Source organism: Amycolatopsis sp. NPDC049691 (assembly GCF_040675005.1).
In the GTDB taxonomy this organism is placed as follows: domain Bacteria; phylum Actinomycetota; class Actinomycetes; order Mycobacteriales; family Pseudonocardiaceae; genus Amycolatopsis.
Genome location: NZ_JBFANX010000007.1, coordinates 45,986 through 62,195, shown reverse-complemented (window position 1 = coordinate 62,195; position 16,210 = coordinate 45,986). Strand labels below are relative to the sequence as shown.

The window sequence follows — 16,210 nt, the reverse complement described above, 5'->3', positions numbered from 1 at the left end:
CTCCCCGCTAACCCTCCCCGGCCACCCGGCGCAGGCCGCGCCGGTCGAAGACCAGCTCCCGCGCCGTCCCCAGAGCCGTCGCGATCGCCCCCGCCAGCACCGCGTCCTCGCCCAGCTGGCCCGCCACGATCTCCGGCACCACCGGCACCGTCGCCGCGAGCGCCCGCCGCATCGGCCCCGCCAGCAAGTCCGCGTTGCCGCCGATCCCGCCGCCCAGCACAATCAACCGCGGGTCCAGCACCGCGGTCACCGCCGCGACCACGTACGCCAGCTTCTCCGCTTCCTCCGCCACCACCGCCAAAGCCACCGCGTCCCCACCCCGCGCCAGCTGGAAAACGTCCTTCGCCGACCGCACCGCCAACCCCGAAGCCCGAGCCGCCTCCACGACGGCCTGCCCCGCCGCCGCGGTCTCCATCGGCCCAGGCCGGCGCGCCCCCGCGGTCGACGGCACCGGACCGAACGGCAGATCCGCGATCTCGCCCGCCGCGCCGTGGGCGCCGCGGAACAGGCGGCCCTCCACCAGCAAGCCCATCCCGATGCCCGTCCCCACCGTCAAGCACACCAGCACGTCCACGCCCAGCGCCGCCCCGAGCGCGTGCTCGCCCACCGCGCACAGGTTCGCGTCGTTCTCCACCACGACGTCCGACCCCGCGCCGCCCAGTGCCGCCACGAGCTCGTGCAGCACCCCGCGCCGCTCCCAGCCCGGGAGGTTCGGCGCGCGGTGGACCGTCCCGGTGGCCGGGTCGGGGACGCCCGGCGTGCCGACCACCGTCGCGACGACGTCGTGCGGTGCCAGCCCGGCCGAAGCCACCGCGCGTTCGACGGATTCGCTCACCGTGCGCACCAAAGCGCTCGCGGAGCGGCACCGGTTGGGCTCGTCGAGCCGGGCGACGATGCTGCCCTCCAGGTCCGCCACCGCGATCCGGATCGCGCGCCGCCCGATGTCGACGCCGACGACGTGTCCCGCGTCCGGCGCCGCCCGGTACACCACCGCCGCGCGGCCCGGGCCGGGCAGGCTGCGGCCAGTGGTCCGGACCAGTCCGTGTCGCTCGAGGTCGAGGAGTGCCTGTCCCACCGTGGGTTTCGACAACCCCGTGTCGGCGGCGATCTGCGGTCGCGTCGCCTCGCCGTGCGCGCGCAACCGGTCCAGCACGAGACGCTGGTTCAGTGCCCGCATGCTCGCCGGAGTTCCGACCTGCGGCCCGATTTGCCCCACGAGTCCTCCTGTGTTGCCGCAAGTTTATCGACGGAACTCTTTCGACCCCGCCCGTTCTATGTTAAGAAACTTTACTAACTACTAGCCGGAGGCACGTCGTGAGTTCACCCACTCGTTCAGGGGAGCCGCAGCCCGCCCTTGAACGCAAGATCGGCCCCCTGCAGGCCACCGCGATCAACATGACGCAGATGTGCGGTATCGGCCCGTTCGTCACGATCCCGGCCATGGTCGCCACGATGGGCGGCCCGCAGGCGATGTTCGGCTGGATCATCGGGGCGATCGTCGCGCTGGCCGACGGGCTCATCTGGGCCGAGCTCGGCGCCGCCATGCCGGGCGCCGGCGGCACCTACCTCTACCTGCGCGAGGCGTTCCAGTACCGCACCGGCCGGCTGATGCCGTTCCTGTTCGTGTGGAGCGCGGTGCTGTTCATCCCGCTGATCATGTCCACCGGCATCATCGGGCTCGTCCAGTACCTCGGCTACCTGATCCCCGGCGTCACCGACGACGCGGGCACGACGCCACTGGGCAAGATCATCGGCGTCGGCATCACGCTCGTGATCATCCTGGCGCTGTTCCGGAAGATCGGCCAGATCTCCAAACTCACGACGGTGCTGTTCGTGATCATGCTCGCCGCCGTGCTGACGACGATCGTCGCGGCGTTCTCGCACTTCAGCGCGGCGCAGGCGTTCGCGTTCACCCCGGGCGCGTTCAGCTCGGCCGGCGACGGCACGTTCTGGGGCGGCCTCGGCGCCGGCCTGATCATCGCCATCTACGACTACCTCGGCTACAACACGACCGCCTACCTCGGTGGCGAGGTGCGCACGCCGGGCCGCACGTTGCCCCGCTCCATCATCTTCTCGATCCTCGGCATCATGGGCCTGTACTTCCTGCTGCAGGTCGGCGTGCTCGGCTCGATCCCGCTGGACCAACTTAAGGACGCGAAGTCGGTCGCTTCGTCGGTGCTGGAACAGGTGTGGGGCACCGGCACGGCGAAGGCCATCACCGTGCTGATCGTCATCGCCGCCATTGGCTCGGTCTTCGCCGGGCTGCTCGGCGGCTCGCGCGTGCCGTTCGAAGCCGCGCGCGACAAGGTCTTCCTGCCGATGTTCGGCAAGCTGCACCCGAAGCTGCACCTGCCCACCGCGGGCGTGCTCACGATGGGCGCCATCACGATCCTGGGCTCCCTGTTCACCCTGACCACGGTGATCAACGCGGCGGTCGCGACGCTGGTCATCATCCAGTCGCTGGCCCAGGTCGCCGCGATCGTCGTGCTGCGGCGACGGCAGCCGGAGCTGCGGCGGCCGTACCGCCAGTGGCTCTACCCGGTGCCGACGCTGATCGCGCTCGTCGGCTGGGTCTACATCTACATCTCGGCCGACTGGCTCTCGATCGGGCTGTCACTGGGCTGGATCGCCGTCGGCGCGCTCGCGTACCTGGTCTACGCCAAGGCCGAGAACACCTGGCCGTTCGGACCCAAGGAGATCAAGGAGGCCTTCGCCTCCACCGACACCGAAGGGGCTCAGGCATGACGAAGAAGCTCGCGGCACTCGCCGCGCTGCTGCTCGTGCCCGGCGTGCTCAGCGTCGCCGGACCCGCCGCCGCTCAGGACGCTGGAACCGACGTGGCGAAGCCGCACGGCCTCACCACGATCGGCGCGCAGGGCTGGCAGGTCCTGACCACCGCGAACGTCAAGGACGGCGGCGACAAGGTTTCCACGCCCGGGTACGCCACCCGCGGCTGGCTGCCGGTCAAGCCGGACGACGCCGGCGCGCCCGGCACCGAGATCAACGCCCTGGTGCAGAACGGCAAGTGCCCCGACGTCTTCTACTCCGACAACATGCGCAAGTGCTTCGGGTACGTCGACAAGCTGGGCCCGGTCGTCACAAAGCCGTTCTCCGATCCCTGGTGGTACCGGACCGACTTCACGCCGGACTTCAAGACCGGCCAGCACGCGAAGCTGACCATCCCGGGCATCGTCGGCGAGGGCGACGTCTGGGTGAACGGCACGCTCGTCGCCACGAAGGACGTCGTGAGCGGCGCCTTCGCCGGGCACACCTTCGACGTCTCGAAGCTGGTCAAGCCGGGCAAGAACACCTTGGCCATCAAGGTCTACCCGAACAACCCGCTCAAGATGTACACGCTCGACCAGGTCGACTGGGGCCAGATCCCGCCGGACAACGACACCGGCATCCAGTTCCCCCCGACCCTGCAGGTGGGGGACGCGCTCACCGGCGACAACGCGCACGTCGTGCAGGACAACGCGCCCGACCTGTCCAGCTCGAAGCTGACGGTGAAGGTCGACGTCACCAACGACGCCGCCACTTCGCAGGCCGGCGACGTCGCCGCGACGATCACCCCGCCGTCGGGTGCGCCGATCGTCGTCAAGCAGCGCGTCACGATCCCGGCGGGCACCAAGCAGACCGTCACCTTCGCGCCGGTGAAGATCAGCAAGCCACGGGTCTGGTGGCCGTACTCGATGGGCGACCAGCCGCTGTACACCCTGAGCACCGCGGTCTCGCAGGACGGCGTGCTGTCGACGTCGTCGAAGAGCACCTTCGGCATCCGCACGGTCACCTCGCGCCTGGTCGGGAAGTCCGCGCCGCTGCCGGAAGGCGCGCGGCAGTTCACGATCAACGGCAGGGACTTCGTGTTCCGCGGCGGCGGCTTCGCGCCGGACCTGTTCCTGCGCTACGACAAGGCCGACACCGCGCACCAGATCGCGCTGATCAAGAACATGGGCCTCTCCGGCGTCCGGCTCGAGGGCCACGACATGCCGCAGGACTTCTACGACCAGGCCGACCGCGCCGGTCTCCTGGTCATCGGCGGGTTCCTGTGCTGCGACGCCTGGCAGCCGGACACCGCCGAGCAGCTCGGTGCGCGGGACCTGCGGATCATCCACGACTCGTCGGTCGGCATCGCGCAGCGCGAACGCAACCACCCCAGCGTGTTCAACTACGGCTGGAGCGACAACGAGCCGTTCCCGAACCAGGAGAGCGCCGTCCTCAGCGCGTTCAAGCAGGAGGACTTCCAGGTCCCGGTGATCGCCTCGGCGGAGTACAAGAGCACGCCGACCCTGGGCAATTCGGGGGAGAAGGAGGGGCCGTACGACTGGGTCCCGCCGTCGTACTGGTACGACACCTCGCACTTCGACGCTTCCGACGACAGCCGCACCAACGCGGGCGGGTCGTGGGGCTTCGCGAGCGAGCAGAGCGCCGGGCACACCGTGCCGACGCTGGACTCGATCAAGCGGTTCCTTTCGCCTGCCGAGCAGGCGAAACTCTGGCAGGACCCGGAGTACAACCAGTACCACGCGAACTTCGAGCCCGACCACGGCGGCTACGCGTTCGGCACGCTGTACACATTGGACCAGTCGATCCAGCAGCGGTACGGCAGGTGGAACTCCCTGAAGTCCTATGTGGACTTGGCGAACATCGCGAACTACGAGAACACCCGCTCGCAGTTCGAGGCGTTCCTGCACCACTCCACCGACAAGGCCAACCCGTCGACCGGCGTCGTCTACTGGCAGCTGAACAAGGGCTGGCCGACGCTGCTGTGGTCGCTCTACAACGACGACGGCGACCAGGCCGGCGCGTTCTTCGGCGCCAAGAAGGCGAACAAGCCGCTGCACGCGATCTACGGCTACGACAACGGGTCGGTCACCCTGGACAACCTCGGTGCGGCCACGCAGTCCGGTCTTTCCGTGCAGGCGCGGGTGATCGACACCGCGGGCAAGGTCCTCGACGACCAGACCGCGTCCGGTCTGAGCCTGGGCAGCCAGGGCGTGCGCACCGGAGTCCTGAAGCCGAAGGTGCCCGCCGAGACGAAGGCGCCGGCGCCCGCGCAGGTCTACTTCGTCGAGCTGCAGGTGAAGCAGGGCGGGAAGGTCGTCGACCGGAACGTCTACTGGCTCTCGACGCAGAAGGACGTCGTCGACTGGGGCAAGACGCTCGGCAACCCACAGGCGACCCTGTCGCAGTACAGCAACCTGCAGGCCCTGCAGAACCTGCCGAAGTCGCAGGTCGCCGCCGTGGCGTCGACCCGCGCGAACGGCGGCGACCTCGTCTCCACGGTGACCGTGACCAACACGGCGAAGACGCCGGGGGCGGCGTTCTTCCTGCGGGCCGACGTCCGCCGCGGCACGCCGGACGGGCACGAGGGACCGGGCGACAACCAGCTCGCGAACGCGACCTGGGACGACAACGACATCACGCTGTGGCCGGGCCAGTCGCAGACGCTGACCGTCACCTACAAGGCGTCCGACCTGCGGGGCGCGGTGCCGGTGATCAGCATCGACGGGTTCAACACCGGCCGGATCGTGGTGGGGGCGGCCGGCGGGTACGGCCACCACGGGGACGCGGCCGTCGCGCCGCAGATCGAGGGGACCAGGGAGTGACAGACGGGAAGATTCTCGGGATCGACTTCGGCGGCACGAAGGTGGCGCTGGGGCTCGCCGACCACGCCGGGACCCTGCTGGCCACCCGCCGGCTGGACACCGACGCGCAGGCGGGGGCCGAGCAGGTGGTCGTGCGGGCGCTGGCCGGGGCTCGATCGCTCCTGGCCGAGTCGGGTGCGGAGCCGGCCGCCATCGGCGTTGTCAGCCCGGGGATCGTGCTGCCGGACCGGATCCTGCTCGCGCCGAACGTCCCGGGCTGGGAGGAACTGCACCTGGCCGAGCTGGTGGCGGCCGAGTTCCCGGACGTGCCGATTTCGGTGGGCACGGACGCGAAGGCGGCGGCGCTGGCGGAGTGGCGCTGGGGCGCGCTGGAGGGGGCGGACCCGGCGGTGTTCCTGTCGCTGGGCACGGGCATCGCGGCGGCGGTGCTGGTCGGCGGCCGGTTGCTGACCGGCGCCAACGGAGCTGCGGGCGAGATCGGGTACAACCTGCTCTCGCCGCAGGACACCGAGGGTTTCGCGAGCGGAGCGGCGCCGCTCGAGGAAGCCGTCGGTGGGCGTGGGCTGGGCGGCCGGGCGAGCGAGTTGCTCGGCCGCCCGGTCACCGCCGGCGAGTTGTTCGCACTGGCCAAGGAGAACGTCGAGGCGAAGGAACTGGTGACGGCGGCGCTCGACGAGCTGTCGATGCACGTGGCCAATCTGGCGATCGCGCTGGACCCGCAGCGCATCGCGGTGGGCGGCGGTCTGGTGCGCTCGGCGGACGTGCTGCTACCGGCACTGGCCGACCGGCTGGCGCACGCCGTGCCGTTCCCGCCGGAGCTGGTGTCGGCGAGGTTCGACCAGGACGCGGCACTGCTGGGCGCGGTGGCGTTGGCGTTGGGCGGGTAGGCGTCCGGGTGGCGTGCCGGTGCCCCGACCCGGCACGCCACCCGGTATCAAGCCTGAGCTTCGGCCATCTCGCGTTCGGTGCGGTCGAACGCCGCGGGAGAAAGGGTGAACCACACCAGTACCGCGCTCACCGCCTGGATCGCCGCGGCCATCACCCACACCGCGCGCAAACCCCAGTGCGCCGCCACGAAACCACCTGTCAGCGCGCCCAGTGGGGTCAACCCCCAAGCCAGCGCGCGGTGGCTCGTCAGCACCCGGCCGAGCAGGGGCGCCGGTGTGAAGCGCTGGCGGCTGGACTGGGAGCACACGTTCCAGATCAGCACCGTCGCCGTCAGCAGCACCAGTACCGCGCCCACCAGTGGGGGCCACGGCGGGACCAGCGCGATCAGCAGGTTCGTCACCACGCCGAAGCTCTGCCCGAACCGCATCGACCGAGAGTAGCCGATCCGGTCGACCACCTTCTGCACCACGAACGACGACGCGATCCAGCCGAACGCCAGGCACGCGAGCAGCAGGCCGTAGCCGACCGAGCCGACGTGCAGGACCTGCGTCGCGTACAGCACGAACATCGAGTTGCCCGCGCTCGCCGCGAACGAGCCGAGCGCCACGTTGAGCGTGATCGAGCGCAGCAGCGGTGTCCGCACCAGGTGCCGCAGCCCCGCCGACAGGTCCCGCATCGGATGGGTTCGCGCGGCGACCACGCTCTCCGAGTGGATGCGGCGGACCAGCACCAGCGCGAGCAGCGCGAAGGCCGCCGCCAGCCACGCGGGTGCTCCGGCGGCGACGGCGATCAGGAACCCGGTCAGCGGCGGGACGACGAACTGCACGACCCCGCGGTCGATCACCTGCAGCCGCGCGTTGGCGTGGGCCAGCCGGTCCACCGGGACGATCTCCGGCACCAGCGCGCCGCTCGCGCCGTCGCCGAGCACCTGCGCCGACGTCACCACGAACGCGACGACCAGCAGCAACGGCAGGCTCAGGCCGCCGGCGGAGACGGCCACGGCCAGCACGAGCGCGGCCACGACCTGCACGGCGTACGCCCAGGCGATCACCGTCGTCCGCCGGACGCGGTCGATGAGCACGCCGGCGAAGAGCGAGAGCAGCAGCCACGGCGCCTGCCCGGCGACGTTGACCAGCGACACCTCGCGCGGATCCGTGGTGACGGAGACGGCGAGCAGCGGAATCGCGGCGAGCATCAGGCCTTCGGCGGACGATCCGGACACCGCGACGGCCTGCAGCCGCACCCACCTGTTCGTCACGCGCCCGGCCCCATGATCGACATGATGCCGAAGGGTGGTTCGCGGTTCAAACGATTTATCATCGCTGCGTGACGAAGCTGCGGCTCACCGTGCCTTCGCCGCTCGTCGAGCTGGGGGAGCCGGGACGCGGCGTGCGCGTCCTCCTCAAGCGCGACGACCTGATCCACCCCGAGCTGCCCGGCAACAAGTGGCGCAAGCTCAAGCACAACCTCCGGGCCGCCGCCGACGCCGGCGCCACCCGCTTGCTGACCTTCGGCGGGGCCTACTCCAACCACCTGCTCGCCACCGCCGCGGCCGGCCACCACTTCGGCTTCGAGACGGTCGGCGTCGTCCGGGGCGAGGAACACCGGCCCCTCAACGACGTGCTGCGGGCGGCGGCCGGCCACGGCATGCGGCTCACCTACCTCGACCGCACGGCGTACCGCGCCAAAACCGGTCCCGCCGTTCTCGCCGCGCTGCGACGCGAGTGGGGCGAGTTCTTCCTGATCCCGGAAGGCGGCGCCAACGCGGCGGGTGTCCGGGGCTGCGCCGAGCTGGTCGCCGAGCTCGACCGGCCGTTCGACGTCGTCACCTGCGCCGTCGGCACCGGCGCGACGCTCGCCGGGATCGCCGCCGCACTCGGGCCAGGGCAGCGCGCAATCGGGTTCTCGGCCCTGAAAGGCGGCGACTTCCTGCGCGCCGACGTGGCCCGGTTCCAGCGCGAGACGTTCGGACGCGAACTGGGGGAGTGGACGGTCGACACGGGCCACCACTTCGGCGGCTTCGCCCGGCGGACCAGCGAACTCGACGGCTTCGTCGACGAGTTCGAGCGGCGCCACGGCGTCCGGCTCGACTGGGTCTACGAAGCCAAGATGATGTTCGGCCTGTGGGACCGCATCCGCGGCGGGGAGTTCCCGGAGGGCACGACGATCGTCGCCGTCATCGCCGGGTAGGCGTCACCGGCGCACGCGGGTCGACTCGCGGACGACCAGTTCCGGGGTGAACACCACCGCCTGGTGCTCGACCGTCGTGTCGGCCGTCTCCGCCAGCAGCAGCTCCGCCGCAGTGCGGCCGAGGCGCTGGGCCGGCTGGCGGACCGAGGTCAAGGGGACCGCCGCCGCGCCCGCGAACTCGATGTCGTCGTAGCCGACGATCGCCATCTCGTCCGGGACGCGCACGCCCGCGCCCACCATCGCCTGCAGGACGCCCAGGGCGAGGAGGTCGTTCGCGCAGAACACCGCCGTCGGGCGGGGGATCGTGCCCAGCAGGCGGGCGCCCGCGTCGCGGCCCGAGGCCACGTCGAGGCCGATCGCCTCCAGCACGGTCAGCTCGACCGCCGCGCCCTCCAGCGCCGTCCGCAAGCCCTGCTCGCGGTCGCGGCACTGGGCGAGGATCGCCGGTCCGTTGACGAACGCGATGCGGTGGTGGCCGGTCTCCAGGAGGTGACGCGCGGCGAGCGCGCCGCCCGCGATGTCGTCCACCGCGACCGAACTGGCCTCCGACGTCGGCGCCTTGCGGTCGACGAACACGTACGGCGTGCCGCTGCGGCGGAACGCGCGCAGCGCCTCGCCGGACGTCCCGACCGGGCTCAGCAACACGCCGCGGACCCGCTGCTCGGCGAACATCGCCAGGTAGGACGCCTCGAGGTCGGAGCGCTGGCCGCTGTTGCAGGTGATGATGTTGAGGCCCTCGGCGTGCGCGGCCTGCTCGGCGCCGCGGGCGACGTCCACGAAGAACGGGTTGCCGAGGTCGAGCACCAGCAGGCCCATGATCCGGCTGCGGCCGGCGCGCAGCTGCCGGGCCGACTCGTCGCGGACGTAGCCGAGCTCTTCGATGACCGACAGCACCCGGTTCCGGGTGGCCGCGGCGACCACGTGCGGCCGGTTGACCACATTGGACACCGTGCCGATCGAGACGCCCGCCCGCTTCGCGACGTCCTTGATGCCGACCACCGCACCCCCTCGCTGAGAAGGGCGTGAGCCTACCATGGTGCTGAAACGTTTCAGGGACGTGCTTGTCCGGTCGATGTCCACCCGTTCGTCGGATGATCGCGGCACTAGGCTCCCGACCGGTGTGCCTGCCACTGGGAGGAGTCGGGGTGCGGATCTTCACGATCGTCCTGTCACTGGTGCTGACGTGGGTGCTCTCCGGGGCGGTCGCCTCGGCGGACCCCGTGCTCGAACACGACACCGACGACCCGGTGACGGCGGCGCCCGCGGTGACCCGGCCGGACACCGCGCACTGCACGGTCACCCTCGCCGACGCCTTCCGCTCCAACACCACCGACGGCACGCCCCAGTACTACGAGGGCACGCTCGCGCCGCCGAAGGCCTGCCCCGGGCCGTGGGCGAAAGTCGTCATGGACCAGACCGTGACCGTCAGCGGCCGCCAGTACGACCGGATCGGCGACCTGCGGATCGGCGGCACCGAAGTCTGGTGGGGGACCACCGAGGAGCCCAGCGGCGAGGGCACCCGGCCGATCACCTACCACTTCGACAAGGACCTCACGCCCTACACGGCGCTGCTGCGCACGCCGCAGCCGTTCCACGGCGGCATCGAGAACTACAACTCGCCGGTCTACACCGGCGTGTACGCCCAGACCGTGACGCTCACCTACTACCAGGCCGACCGGAAGCACCCCGCGCCCGAGACGGCCGACCACGTGGCCGGGTTCGGGCACGCCGACGCGACCCCCGCGGCGCCCACCGTCCACTTCAGTGCGAAGGACCTGCCGCGCAACATCACCCGCGCCTACCTCGAGGTCACCCTCGAAGGCCACGCCTGCGACGAGCAGTGGTTCGACGACGTCCCGGACGCCGTGGCGGCGAAGTACCCCGCCGCCGGGCTCTGCGGCAAGGGCCCCTACCGCGAAGCGAACTTCGCGCTCGACGGGACGCCCGCCGGCAGCGCGTTCACCTTCCCGCACATCTACTCCGGCGGGATCGTGCCGCAGCTGTGGCGGCCGATCGTCGCGATCGACACCTTCAGCCTGCACGCCGAAACCTACGACATCACGCCGTTCGCGGGCCGGCTCGTGGACGGCGCCGCGCACGACCTCTCCTTCTCCTTCCCGGACATCGGCGGCGAGTTCACCGTCGTCCCGACGCTCCTGCTCTACACCGACAAGAACGCCGCGCGGACCACCGGCGCCCTGGTCCAGCACGACGTCGCCGCGGCCCCGGTGCGGCAGGAGACCGTGAAGGACATCCAGGACGGCGTGAACGTGACCGTCACGGCGAAGCGCCACGACGTGACCGCCGGCTACGTCGACACCTCCGCCGGCCGCGTGTACACGCGCGTCGAACGCACCCGCGACTACCGCAACAGCGACGACGTCACCGGCGGCGGCTTCACCCAGCACGTCGTGCAGGGCGACGCGGGGCAGCAGACCTCGACGTCCACTGTGGACGGCCGGGTGCGCTCGGCGGACCGGCACACCTGGTCCTACCCGCTGACCACCGACGCCACCGCGAACATCACCGACGACCAGAACCTGCGGATCTCCGGCTCGGCGCAGATGACGCAGGTCCTCGGCGACCTCACCGGCGACGGCCGGCACTGGCGGCCGGTCCGGGCGTCGACGGAGTGGCTGAGCTCGTCGGGGGTGCTGGCCCGCACGAACGGCGTCAACACGGAGGCCGACGGCCGCTCCCGCACGTCCTACGCCGGCACCGACGACTCGGGCCGGCCGTACTTCCACTACGTCGCGAGCGAGCACGGGCGGATCACCGAGAACCGGGAGGTCCCGCCGCGGAGGTGAGTCCGGTCTCGCCGTTCCTCACCCGATCGGGCTAGTGCGGTACTGTCGGATCCATGGGGAGTCTCCGCTCACGGGTCCTGGGCTGGGTCGGGCGCCGGTACCTCGCGCGCCAGTCGAAAAAAGGCTTCGACCTCGAAAAGATGTCGTCCATCCTGCCGGACTCGGCGTTGGAACCGCTCCGGCGCGAGGGTCTCGACCCGGTGCCCGCGATGGCCGAGCGCCGCGCCGAAGCGCCGATCAGCAAGCTCGACCTGCCGTTCGGGATGAACGCCTGGCTGGTCACGGGCTACGACGAGGCGAAGGCGGTGCTCGGCAAGGCGACCGGGTTCTCCAGCGACTTCGGCAACCTCGTCGGCAACGCCGGCGTCACCGCGGACCAGAACCCGGGCGGGCTCGGCTTCGCGGACCCACCGGTGCACACGCGGCTGCGGAAGCTGCTCACCCCGGAGTTCACGATGCGGCGGTTGAGCCGGCTGACGCCGCGCATCGACGAGATCGTCACCGAGCAGCTCGACGCGATGGCCAAGGCAGACGGGCCGGTCGACCTGTGGCAGGCGTTCGCGCTGCCGATCCCGTCGCTGACGATCTGTGAGCTGCTCGGCGTGTCCTACGAAGACCGCGAGGACTTCCAGCGGCTGAGCACCGCCCGGTTCGACCTCTTCGGCGGCGCGGGTGCCTCGCTCGGCGCGATGTCGGAGTCGCTGACCTACCTGCTCGACATCGTGAAGAAGCAGCGCGAGGAGCCGGGCGACGGCCTCCTGGGCATGCTGATCAAGGAGCACGGCGACGAGATCGACGACCGCGAGCTGGCCGGTCTCGCCGACGGCGTGCTCACCGGCGGCCTGGAGACGACGGCCAGCATGCTCGCGCTCGGCGCGCTGGTGCTGCTGCGCGACGAGCAGGCGTTCGAGGCAGTCCGCGGCGACGAGCAGTCGGTGCACCGGTTCGTCGAGGAGCTGCTGCGGTACCTGACGGTCGTCCAGATGGCGTTCCCGCGGTTCGCCAAGGAGGACATGGAGATCGCGGGCGCGCGGATCAGCGAGGGCGACATCGTGCTGGTGTCGCTGTCGGCGGCCGATCGCGACCCGAAGCTGGGCCCGGACATGGAGAAGTTCGACGCCACCCGCGAGCCGACGTCCCACCTGGCGTTCAGCTACGGCATCCACCGCTGCATCGGCGCTGAGCTGGCCCGGATGGAGCTGCGCACGGCGTACCCGGCGCTGGTCCGCCGGTTCCCGAACCTGCGGCTCGCGGTGCCCGAAGAGGAGCTGTCGTTCCGCAAGGTGTCCATTGTGTACGGCCTGGACGAGCTGCCGGTCCTGGTGGACTGAGCGGATCAGTGCGGAATGGGCCGCCGCGGCCGCCGTTCGACGCGGTCGCGGTGGGCTTCGATGACCATGGCGACGTCGGTGGCGCTCTCGGTGCCGGCGAGTTCGCCGAGGTACCCGACGCTTTGGGCGAGGATCGCCAGGTCGACGGTGAAGTAGACGCCCATCAGCGGGTTGACGAAGAGTTCGCTGCCGGCGGTGCGCATCGTGAACTGGGTGTCGCCGAACTCGCCACGCAGGGCGGCGGCGATCTGCCCGTGCACGATGCTGGGCCGGTCCGGGGTGGCGCGCTGAGCATCGGCAACGGCGTCGAGGTAGGCCTCGGCTTCGGGCGACCGCGAGGGAATGGAGAGGGCCCCGAGGTACCCACCGACCCGATCGAGGGCGGCGAGGTTCTCGAGGACGTGGGCGTGGCAGACGCCGTGAAAGGCATCGATGCCGAAGCCGAGACTGACGACGAGCCGATCGACACCATCGAGGGCGGCGACGGCGGCAAGGCTGGTCATGTCTTCTTCGGGTGTCCCGAGCCCGGCTTCATCGCCGCGCAGGAGGATGTCGGTGCCGCCGTCGACGAGAACGACGGCATCAAGGCGAAGGTGCCGCACGAGGTGCTCGTAGGCGGCGCGCAGCGGCCGAACCCCGGCGCGGGGGAAGGCGTGCACTATGGGTGGCCAGCCGCGGGAGTCGAGCCACCGGGCCAGGGTCCGTTCGGGGAAGTAGGCATCGTCGCCGGAGCTGCCGGGACGCACGGCCGCGAGGCCGGGGGAGAGCCAGTCGTCGAGATCGAGCCGGTTGAGATCACTGAAGGCGAGGTTGGCGAGGTGGACATCTTTGCCTTGTGATCGAAGGGCAAAGGCGAGCGGAAGTCCGGCGTAGACATCGAAGCCACCCCCGGCTCCGGCAACGAGAACCCGCTGAGCGGAACGAAGCCGGCCGAAGAGGGGTGGCTCGGAAAGACTGTGCACCAGGCCATGGTACGGGGTTCAGGGAAGTCCTTTTTGGACTAACCTCACTCCCGGCTCCCGGCTCCCGGCTCCCGGCTCCCGGCTCCCGGCTCCCGGCTCCCGGCTCCCGGCTCCCGGGGCCTTGAGGTCCATGCCGGGGCGCTGAAGGTGTTCTCGGCGCCGGTCAGGACACTAGCCCGCAGCGTGAAGTCGGCTTCCAGCTCATCCATGGCGGCGGCCGGCCCGGCCGCGGGATCAGCAGCGAACCCTCAGTTCACCCCGCGAGGTCGAAACTGAACAGAGATCCGAGGCCCCACAGCCTTGGCGGTCTTGGGAACCGAATGCTCCCACGTCCGCTGGCAACTCCCGCCCATGACAAGCAAATCCCCGTGCCCGAGTGGCCGCGCCAACGTCTTCCCGCCCCCACCCCGAGGCCGCAAGGCCAAGTTCCGAGCCGCCCCGACGGACAGGATCGCGACCATGGTGTCCTCCCTGGCCCCGCGGCCGATCCGGTCGCCGTGCCAAGCCACGCTGTCGCGACCGTCGCGGTAATAACACAACCCCGCCGTCCGGAACGGCTCGCGCAGTTCCTTCAGGTAGTGCCGGCTCAACGCGTCGCGCGCCGCGGTCAATGCCGGGTGGGGGAGCGGCGCGTTCTCGCGGTAGTAGCTCAGCAGCCGCGGCACGGCAACGACGCGGTCGTACATCTTCCGCTTCTCCGCCTGCCACGGCACGCCCTCGACCAGCGCCGCGAACAGCTCGTCGGCGCCCTCGAGCCAGCCGGGCTGGATGTCGACCCACGCGCCCGAGCCGAGGTCGGTCCGCTCGGGCGCGAGGGGGCGCAGCGCGATCGACCCCTGGGCGTCGAACAGCGAAGACTGGAGAGCCGGGTTCATGGTCCCCACTCTACACCAAGATCGAACACCTGTTCTAGTGAATCACGTCGTAGACGAGCTTCTGGATGCCGTTGCCGTAGGTCTCGCTCTCGACGACCTTCAGGCTCTGCTTGTCCTTGTCGGCCGCGCTGAACAGCCGCTTGCCCGCGCCCAGCAGGACCGGGAACACCAGCAGGTGGTAGCGGTCGATCAGGCCGGCGTCGGCCAGCGCGCGGTTCAGCGTGGCGCTGCCGTGGACGGTGATCGGCCCGCCGTCGGTCTCCTTGAGCGCGGCGACGTCGTCGAGCGACCGCAGGATGGTGATCTCGCCCCAGTTCGTCACCAGGTCCCGCTCGGACAGCGTCGTCGAGACGACGTACTTGGGCATCGCGTTGTAGCCCGCGAACTCCTCGGTCATGCCCGGCCACACCGGCGCGAACGCCTCGTAGCTGACCCGGCCCATCATCATCGCGGCGGATTCGCCCTGCTCACGGCCCTTGAGCTCGTAGGCCGCCGGGTCGAACTCGATGTCCTTGAAGGTCCAGCCGGCGTTGCGGTAGCCGGCCTCGCCGCCGGGGGCTTCGACGACGCCGTCGAGCGAGACGAAGGCGGTGGCGATCAGGGTGCGCATGGGTGCTCCTCGGTGGTCGTTCCGTGCTCTCACGAGTCTGTCGAACGGCCGTGGCCGGATTCGACAACCCCTCCGGAAAATCTTCCGAGGCCTTGTTCGCGGCGGCCCGGGCTCGTACAGTCGTGCTCACGCGGAGTAAAGGTCTGAACCTTTGTCCGCTACCGCCGCCTCGAGTGACAGGAGGTCGGACGGTGCGCAAACTACGCGGCGCGGGCGTGCTCGCGGCGGTCGCGACGGGGCTCGCGGTACTCACCCCGGTCGCCGGTGCCCAGGTGGGGACCGGTCCGTGGATCCCGGACTCGCCGGGGTACTCGGAGCAGGAGCGGGGGTGCGGCGACGTCTCCGGGCTCACGTTCAAGCTCACCTGCTCCACGGCCGGCGGTGACCAGCGCGCGGAACGCCGCTACACCACCTACACCGGCGGCACCCACCAGTTCGAGGGTTCGTTCAAGATCACGAGCATGGGCGGCTCCCGGATCAGCCTGAAGCAGACGTTCCGGGACGGTTCCGACGCCGGTCCGTTCTTCCTGCTGGCGGTGGAGAAAGGCGGCCGCCTCTACGCCGTCCACGGCGGGGAGACGATCGCCACCGGAGCGACCGTGGGCACGAGCGTCCGGGTGAACACGATCAACCAGGTCGGCAGCACGCACAAGGTGTACATCAACGGCTCGCAGAAGGACTCGGTCTCGAGTCCGGGCGGGAGCTACTACGACAAGTTCGGCAGCTACCGCACCAGCAGCGGCGCCGGGCCGATCACGGTGCAGTGGAGCGGTATCAGGTTCTGGCACAAGTAGGCGACCAGGTGACCGGGTCGCGCCGTGCGGCGACCCGGTCACCGGCCCGGCCTAGACGAGTGATGCGTAACTCGGGTTAGTGGTCGTAGGCGGTTAGGGATCGGGTGACGGGCTGGCCGGTGGCGCGGTTGTGCCAGATGGCGG

General features: G+C 70.6%; 13 protein-coding genes. 7 read left to right on the top strand and 6 right to left on the bottom strand.

Features of this window, described 5'->3' with window-relative positions; translation table 11 throughout:
* Nucleotides 1-7 precede the first annotated feature (7 nt).
* Nucleotides 8-1,177, bottom strand: coding sequence for an ROK family protein (locus AB0J40_RS17710; protein ID WP_364454739.1), 1,170 nt, complete (start codon nt 1,175-1,177; stop codon nt 8-10).
* Between the two features lie 137 nt (nt 1,178-1,314).
* On the opposite strand from AB0J40_RS17710, the gene AB0J40_RS17705 reads away from it, so the two are divergent.
* Genes AB0J40_RS17705 through AB0J40_RS17695 form a run of 3 tightly spaced genes read left to right on the top strand, consistent with a single transcriptional unit; the run spans nt 1,315 to nt 6,496 of the window.
* Entirely contained in the window at nt 1,315-2,745 is a 1,431-nt protein-coding gene (locus AB0J40_RS17705) for an APC family permease (RefSeq protein ID WP_364453868.1), read from the top strand.
* On the top strand, nt 2,742-5,609 hold the full coding sequence (locus AB0J40_RS17700) for a beta-mannosidase (protein WP_364453866.1): 2,868 nt from the start codon (nt 2,742-2,744) through the stop codon (nt 5,607-5,609). Before AB0J40_RS17705 ends, AB0J40_RS17700 begins: the two co-directional genes overlap by 4 nt.
* On the top strand, nt 5,606-6,496 hold the full coding sequence (locus tag AB0J40_RS17695; RefSeq protein ID WP_364453863.1) for an ROK family protein: 891 nt from the start codon (nt 5,606-5,608) through the stop codon (nt 6,494-6,496). The genes AB0J40_RS17700 and AB0J40_RS17695 overlap by 4 nt, the downstream gene beginning before the upstream one ends.
* Before the next feature lie 47 nt (nt 6,497-6,543).
* Here the strand turns inward: AB0J40_RS17695 and AB0J40_RS17690 are convergent, their stop codons facing one another.
* The gene (locus tag AB0J40_RS17690; RefSeq protein WP_364453860.1) at nt 6,544-7,755 is read right to left on the bottom strand and encodes an MFS transporter; all 1,212 of its coding nucleotides are present in this window, start codon (nt 7,753-7,755) and stop codon (nt 6,544-6,546) included.
* Between the two features lie 68 nt (nt 7,756-7,823).
* On the opposite strand from AB0J40_RS17690, the gene AB0J40_RS17685 reads away from it, so the two are divergent.
* The gene (locus AB0J40_RS17685; protein ID WP_364453858.1) at nt 7,824-8,687 is read left to right on the top strand and encodes a pyridoxal-phosphate dependent enzyme; all 864 of its coding nucleotides are present in this window, start codon (nt 7,824-7,826) and stop codon (nt 8,685-8,687) included.
* Between the two features lie 3 nt (nt 8,688-8,690).
* Here the strand turns inward: AB0J40_RS17685 and AB0J40_RS17680 are convergent, their stop codons facing one another.
* Nucleotides 8,691-9,686, bottom strand: coding sequence for a LacI family DNA-binding transcriptional regulator (locus AB0J40_RS17680; protein WP_364453855.1), 996 nt, complete (start codon nt 9,684-9,686; stop codon nt 8,691-8,693).
* Between the two features lie 146 nt (nt 9,687-9,832).
* Between AB0J40_RS17680 and AB0J40_RS17675 the strand changes: the two genes are divergently transcribed.
* Nucleotides 9,833-11,494, top strand: coding sequence for a peptide-N4-asparagine amidase (locus tag AB0J40_RS17675; protein WP_364453852.1), 1,662 nt, complete (start codon nt 9,833-9,835; stop codon nt 11,492-11,494).
* Nucleotides 11,495-11,547: 53 nt separating this feature from the next.
* The gene (locus AB0J40_RS17670; RefSeq protein WP_364453849.1) at nt 11,548-12,825 is read left to right on the top strand and encodes a cytochrome P450; all 1,278 of its coding nucleotides are present in this window, start codon (nt 11,548-11,550) and stop codon (nt 12,823-12,825) included.
* Between the two features lie 5 nt (nt 12,826-12,830).
* Here the strand turns inward: AB0J40_RS17670 and AB0J40_RS17665 are convergent, their stop codons facing one another.
* The 3 genes from AB0J40_RS17665 to AB0J40_RS17655 all read right to left on the bottom strand — a co-directional run bounded on the left by AB0J40_RS17665 (nt 12,831) and on the right by AB0J40_RS17655 (nt 15,272).
* A complete protein-coding gene (locus tag AB0J40_RS17665; protein ID WP_364453846.1) occupies nt 12,831-13,787 on the bottom strand; it encodes a DUF1152 domain-containing protein in 957 nt (318 codons plus the stop codon).
* A 248-nt stretch (nt 13,788-14,035) separates the two neighbouring features.
* Complete coding sequence (locus tag AB0J40_RS17660; protein WP_364453843.1) at nt 14,036-14,662, bottom strand: alpha-ketoglutarate-dependent dioxygenase AlkB; 627 nt, start codon at nt 14,660-14,662, stop codon at nt 14,036-14,038.
* 34 nt (nt 14,663-14,696) lie between these two features.
* Nucleotides 14,697-15,272: a dihydrofolate reductase family protein gene (locus tag AB0J40_RS17655; protein WP_364453841.1), complete on the bottom strand. Its 576-nt coding sequence runs from the start codon at nt 15,270-15,272 to the stop codon at nt 14,697-14,699.
* Between the two features lie 215 nt (nt 15,273-15,487).
* On the opposite strand from AB0J40_RS17655, the gene AB0J40_RS17650 reads away from it, so the two are divergent.
* Nucleotides 15,488-16,066, top strand: a complete 579-nt coding sequence (locus AB0J40_RS17650; RefSeq protein ID WP_364454736.1) for a hypothetical protein — start codon at nt 15,488-15,490, stop codon at nt 16,064-16,066.
* The last annotated feature ends 144 nt before the right edge of the window (nt 16,067-16,210 follow it).

Bases quoted from the DNA above. Each gene is read 5' to 3' on its own strand.
- AB0J40_RS17700 (WP_364453866.1), top strand. From the start codon at position 2,742: ATGACGAAGAAGCTCGCGGCACTCGCCGCGCTGCTGCTCGTGCCCGGC.
- AB0J40_RS17655 (WP_364453841.1), bottom strand. From the start codon at position 15,272: ATGCGCACCCTGATCGCCACCGCCTTCGTCTCGCTCGACGGCGTCGTC.
- AB0J40_RS17670 (WP_364453849.1), top strand. From the start codon at position 11,548: ATGGGGAGTCTCCGCTCACGGGTCCTGGGCTGGGTCGGGCGCCGGTAC.
- AB0J40_RS17660 (WP_364453843.1), bottom strand. From the start codon at position 14,662: ATGAACCCGGCTCTCCAGTCTTCGCTGTTCGACGCCCAGGGGTCGATC.
- AB0J40_RS17710 (WP_364454739.1), bottom strand. From the start codon at position 1,177: ATGCGGGCACTGAACCAGCGTCTCGTGCTGGACCGGTTGCGCGCGCAC.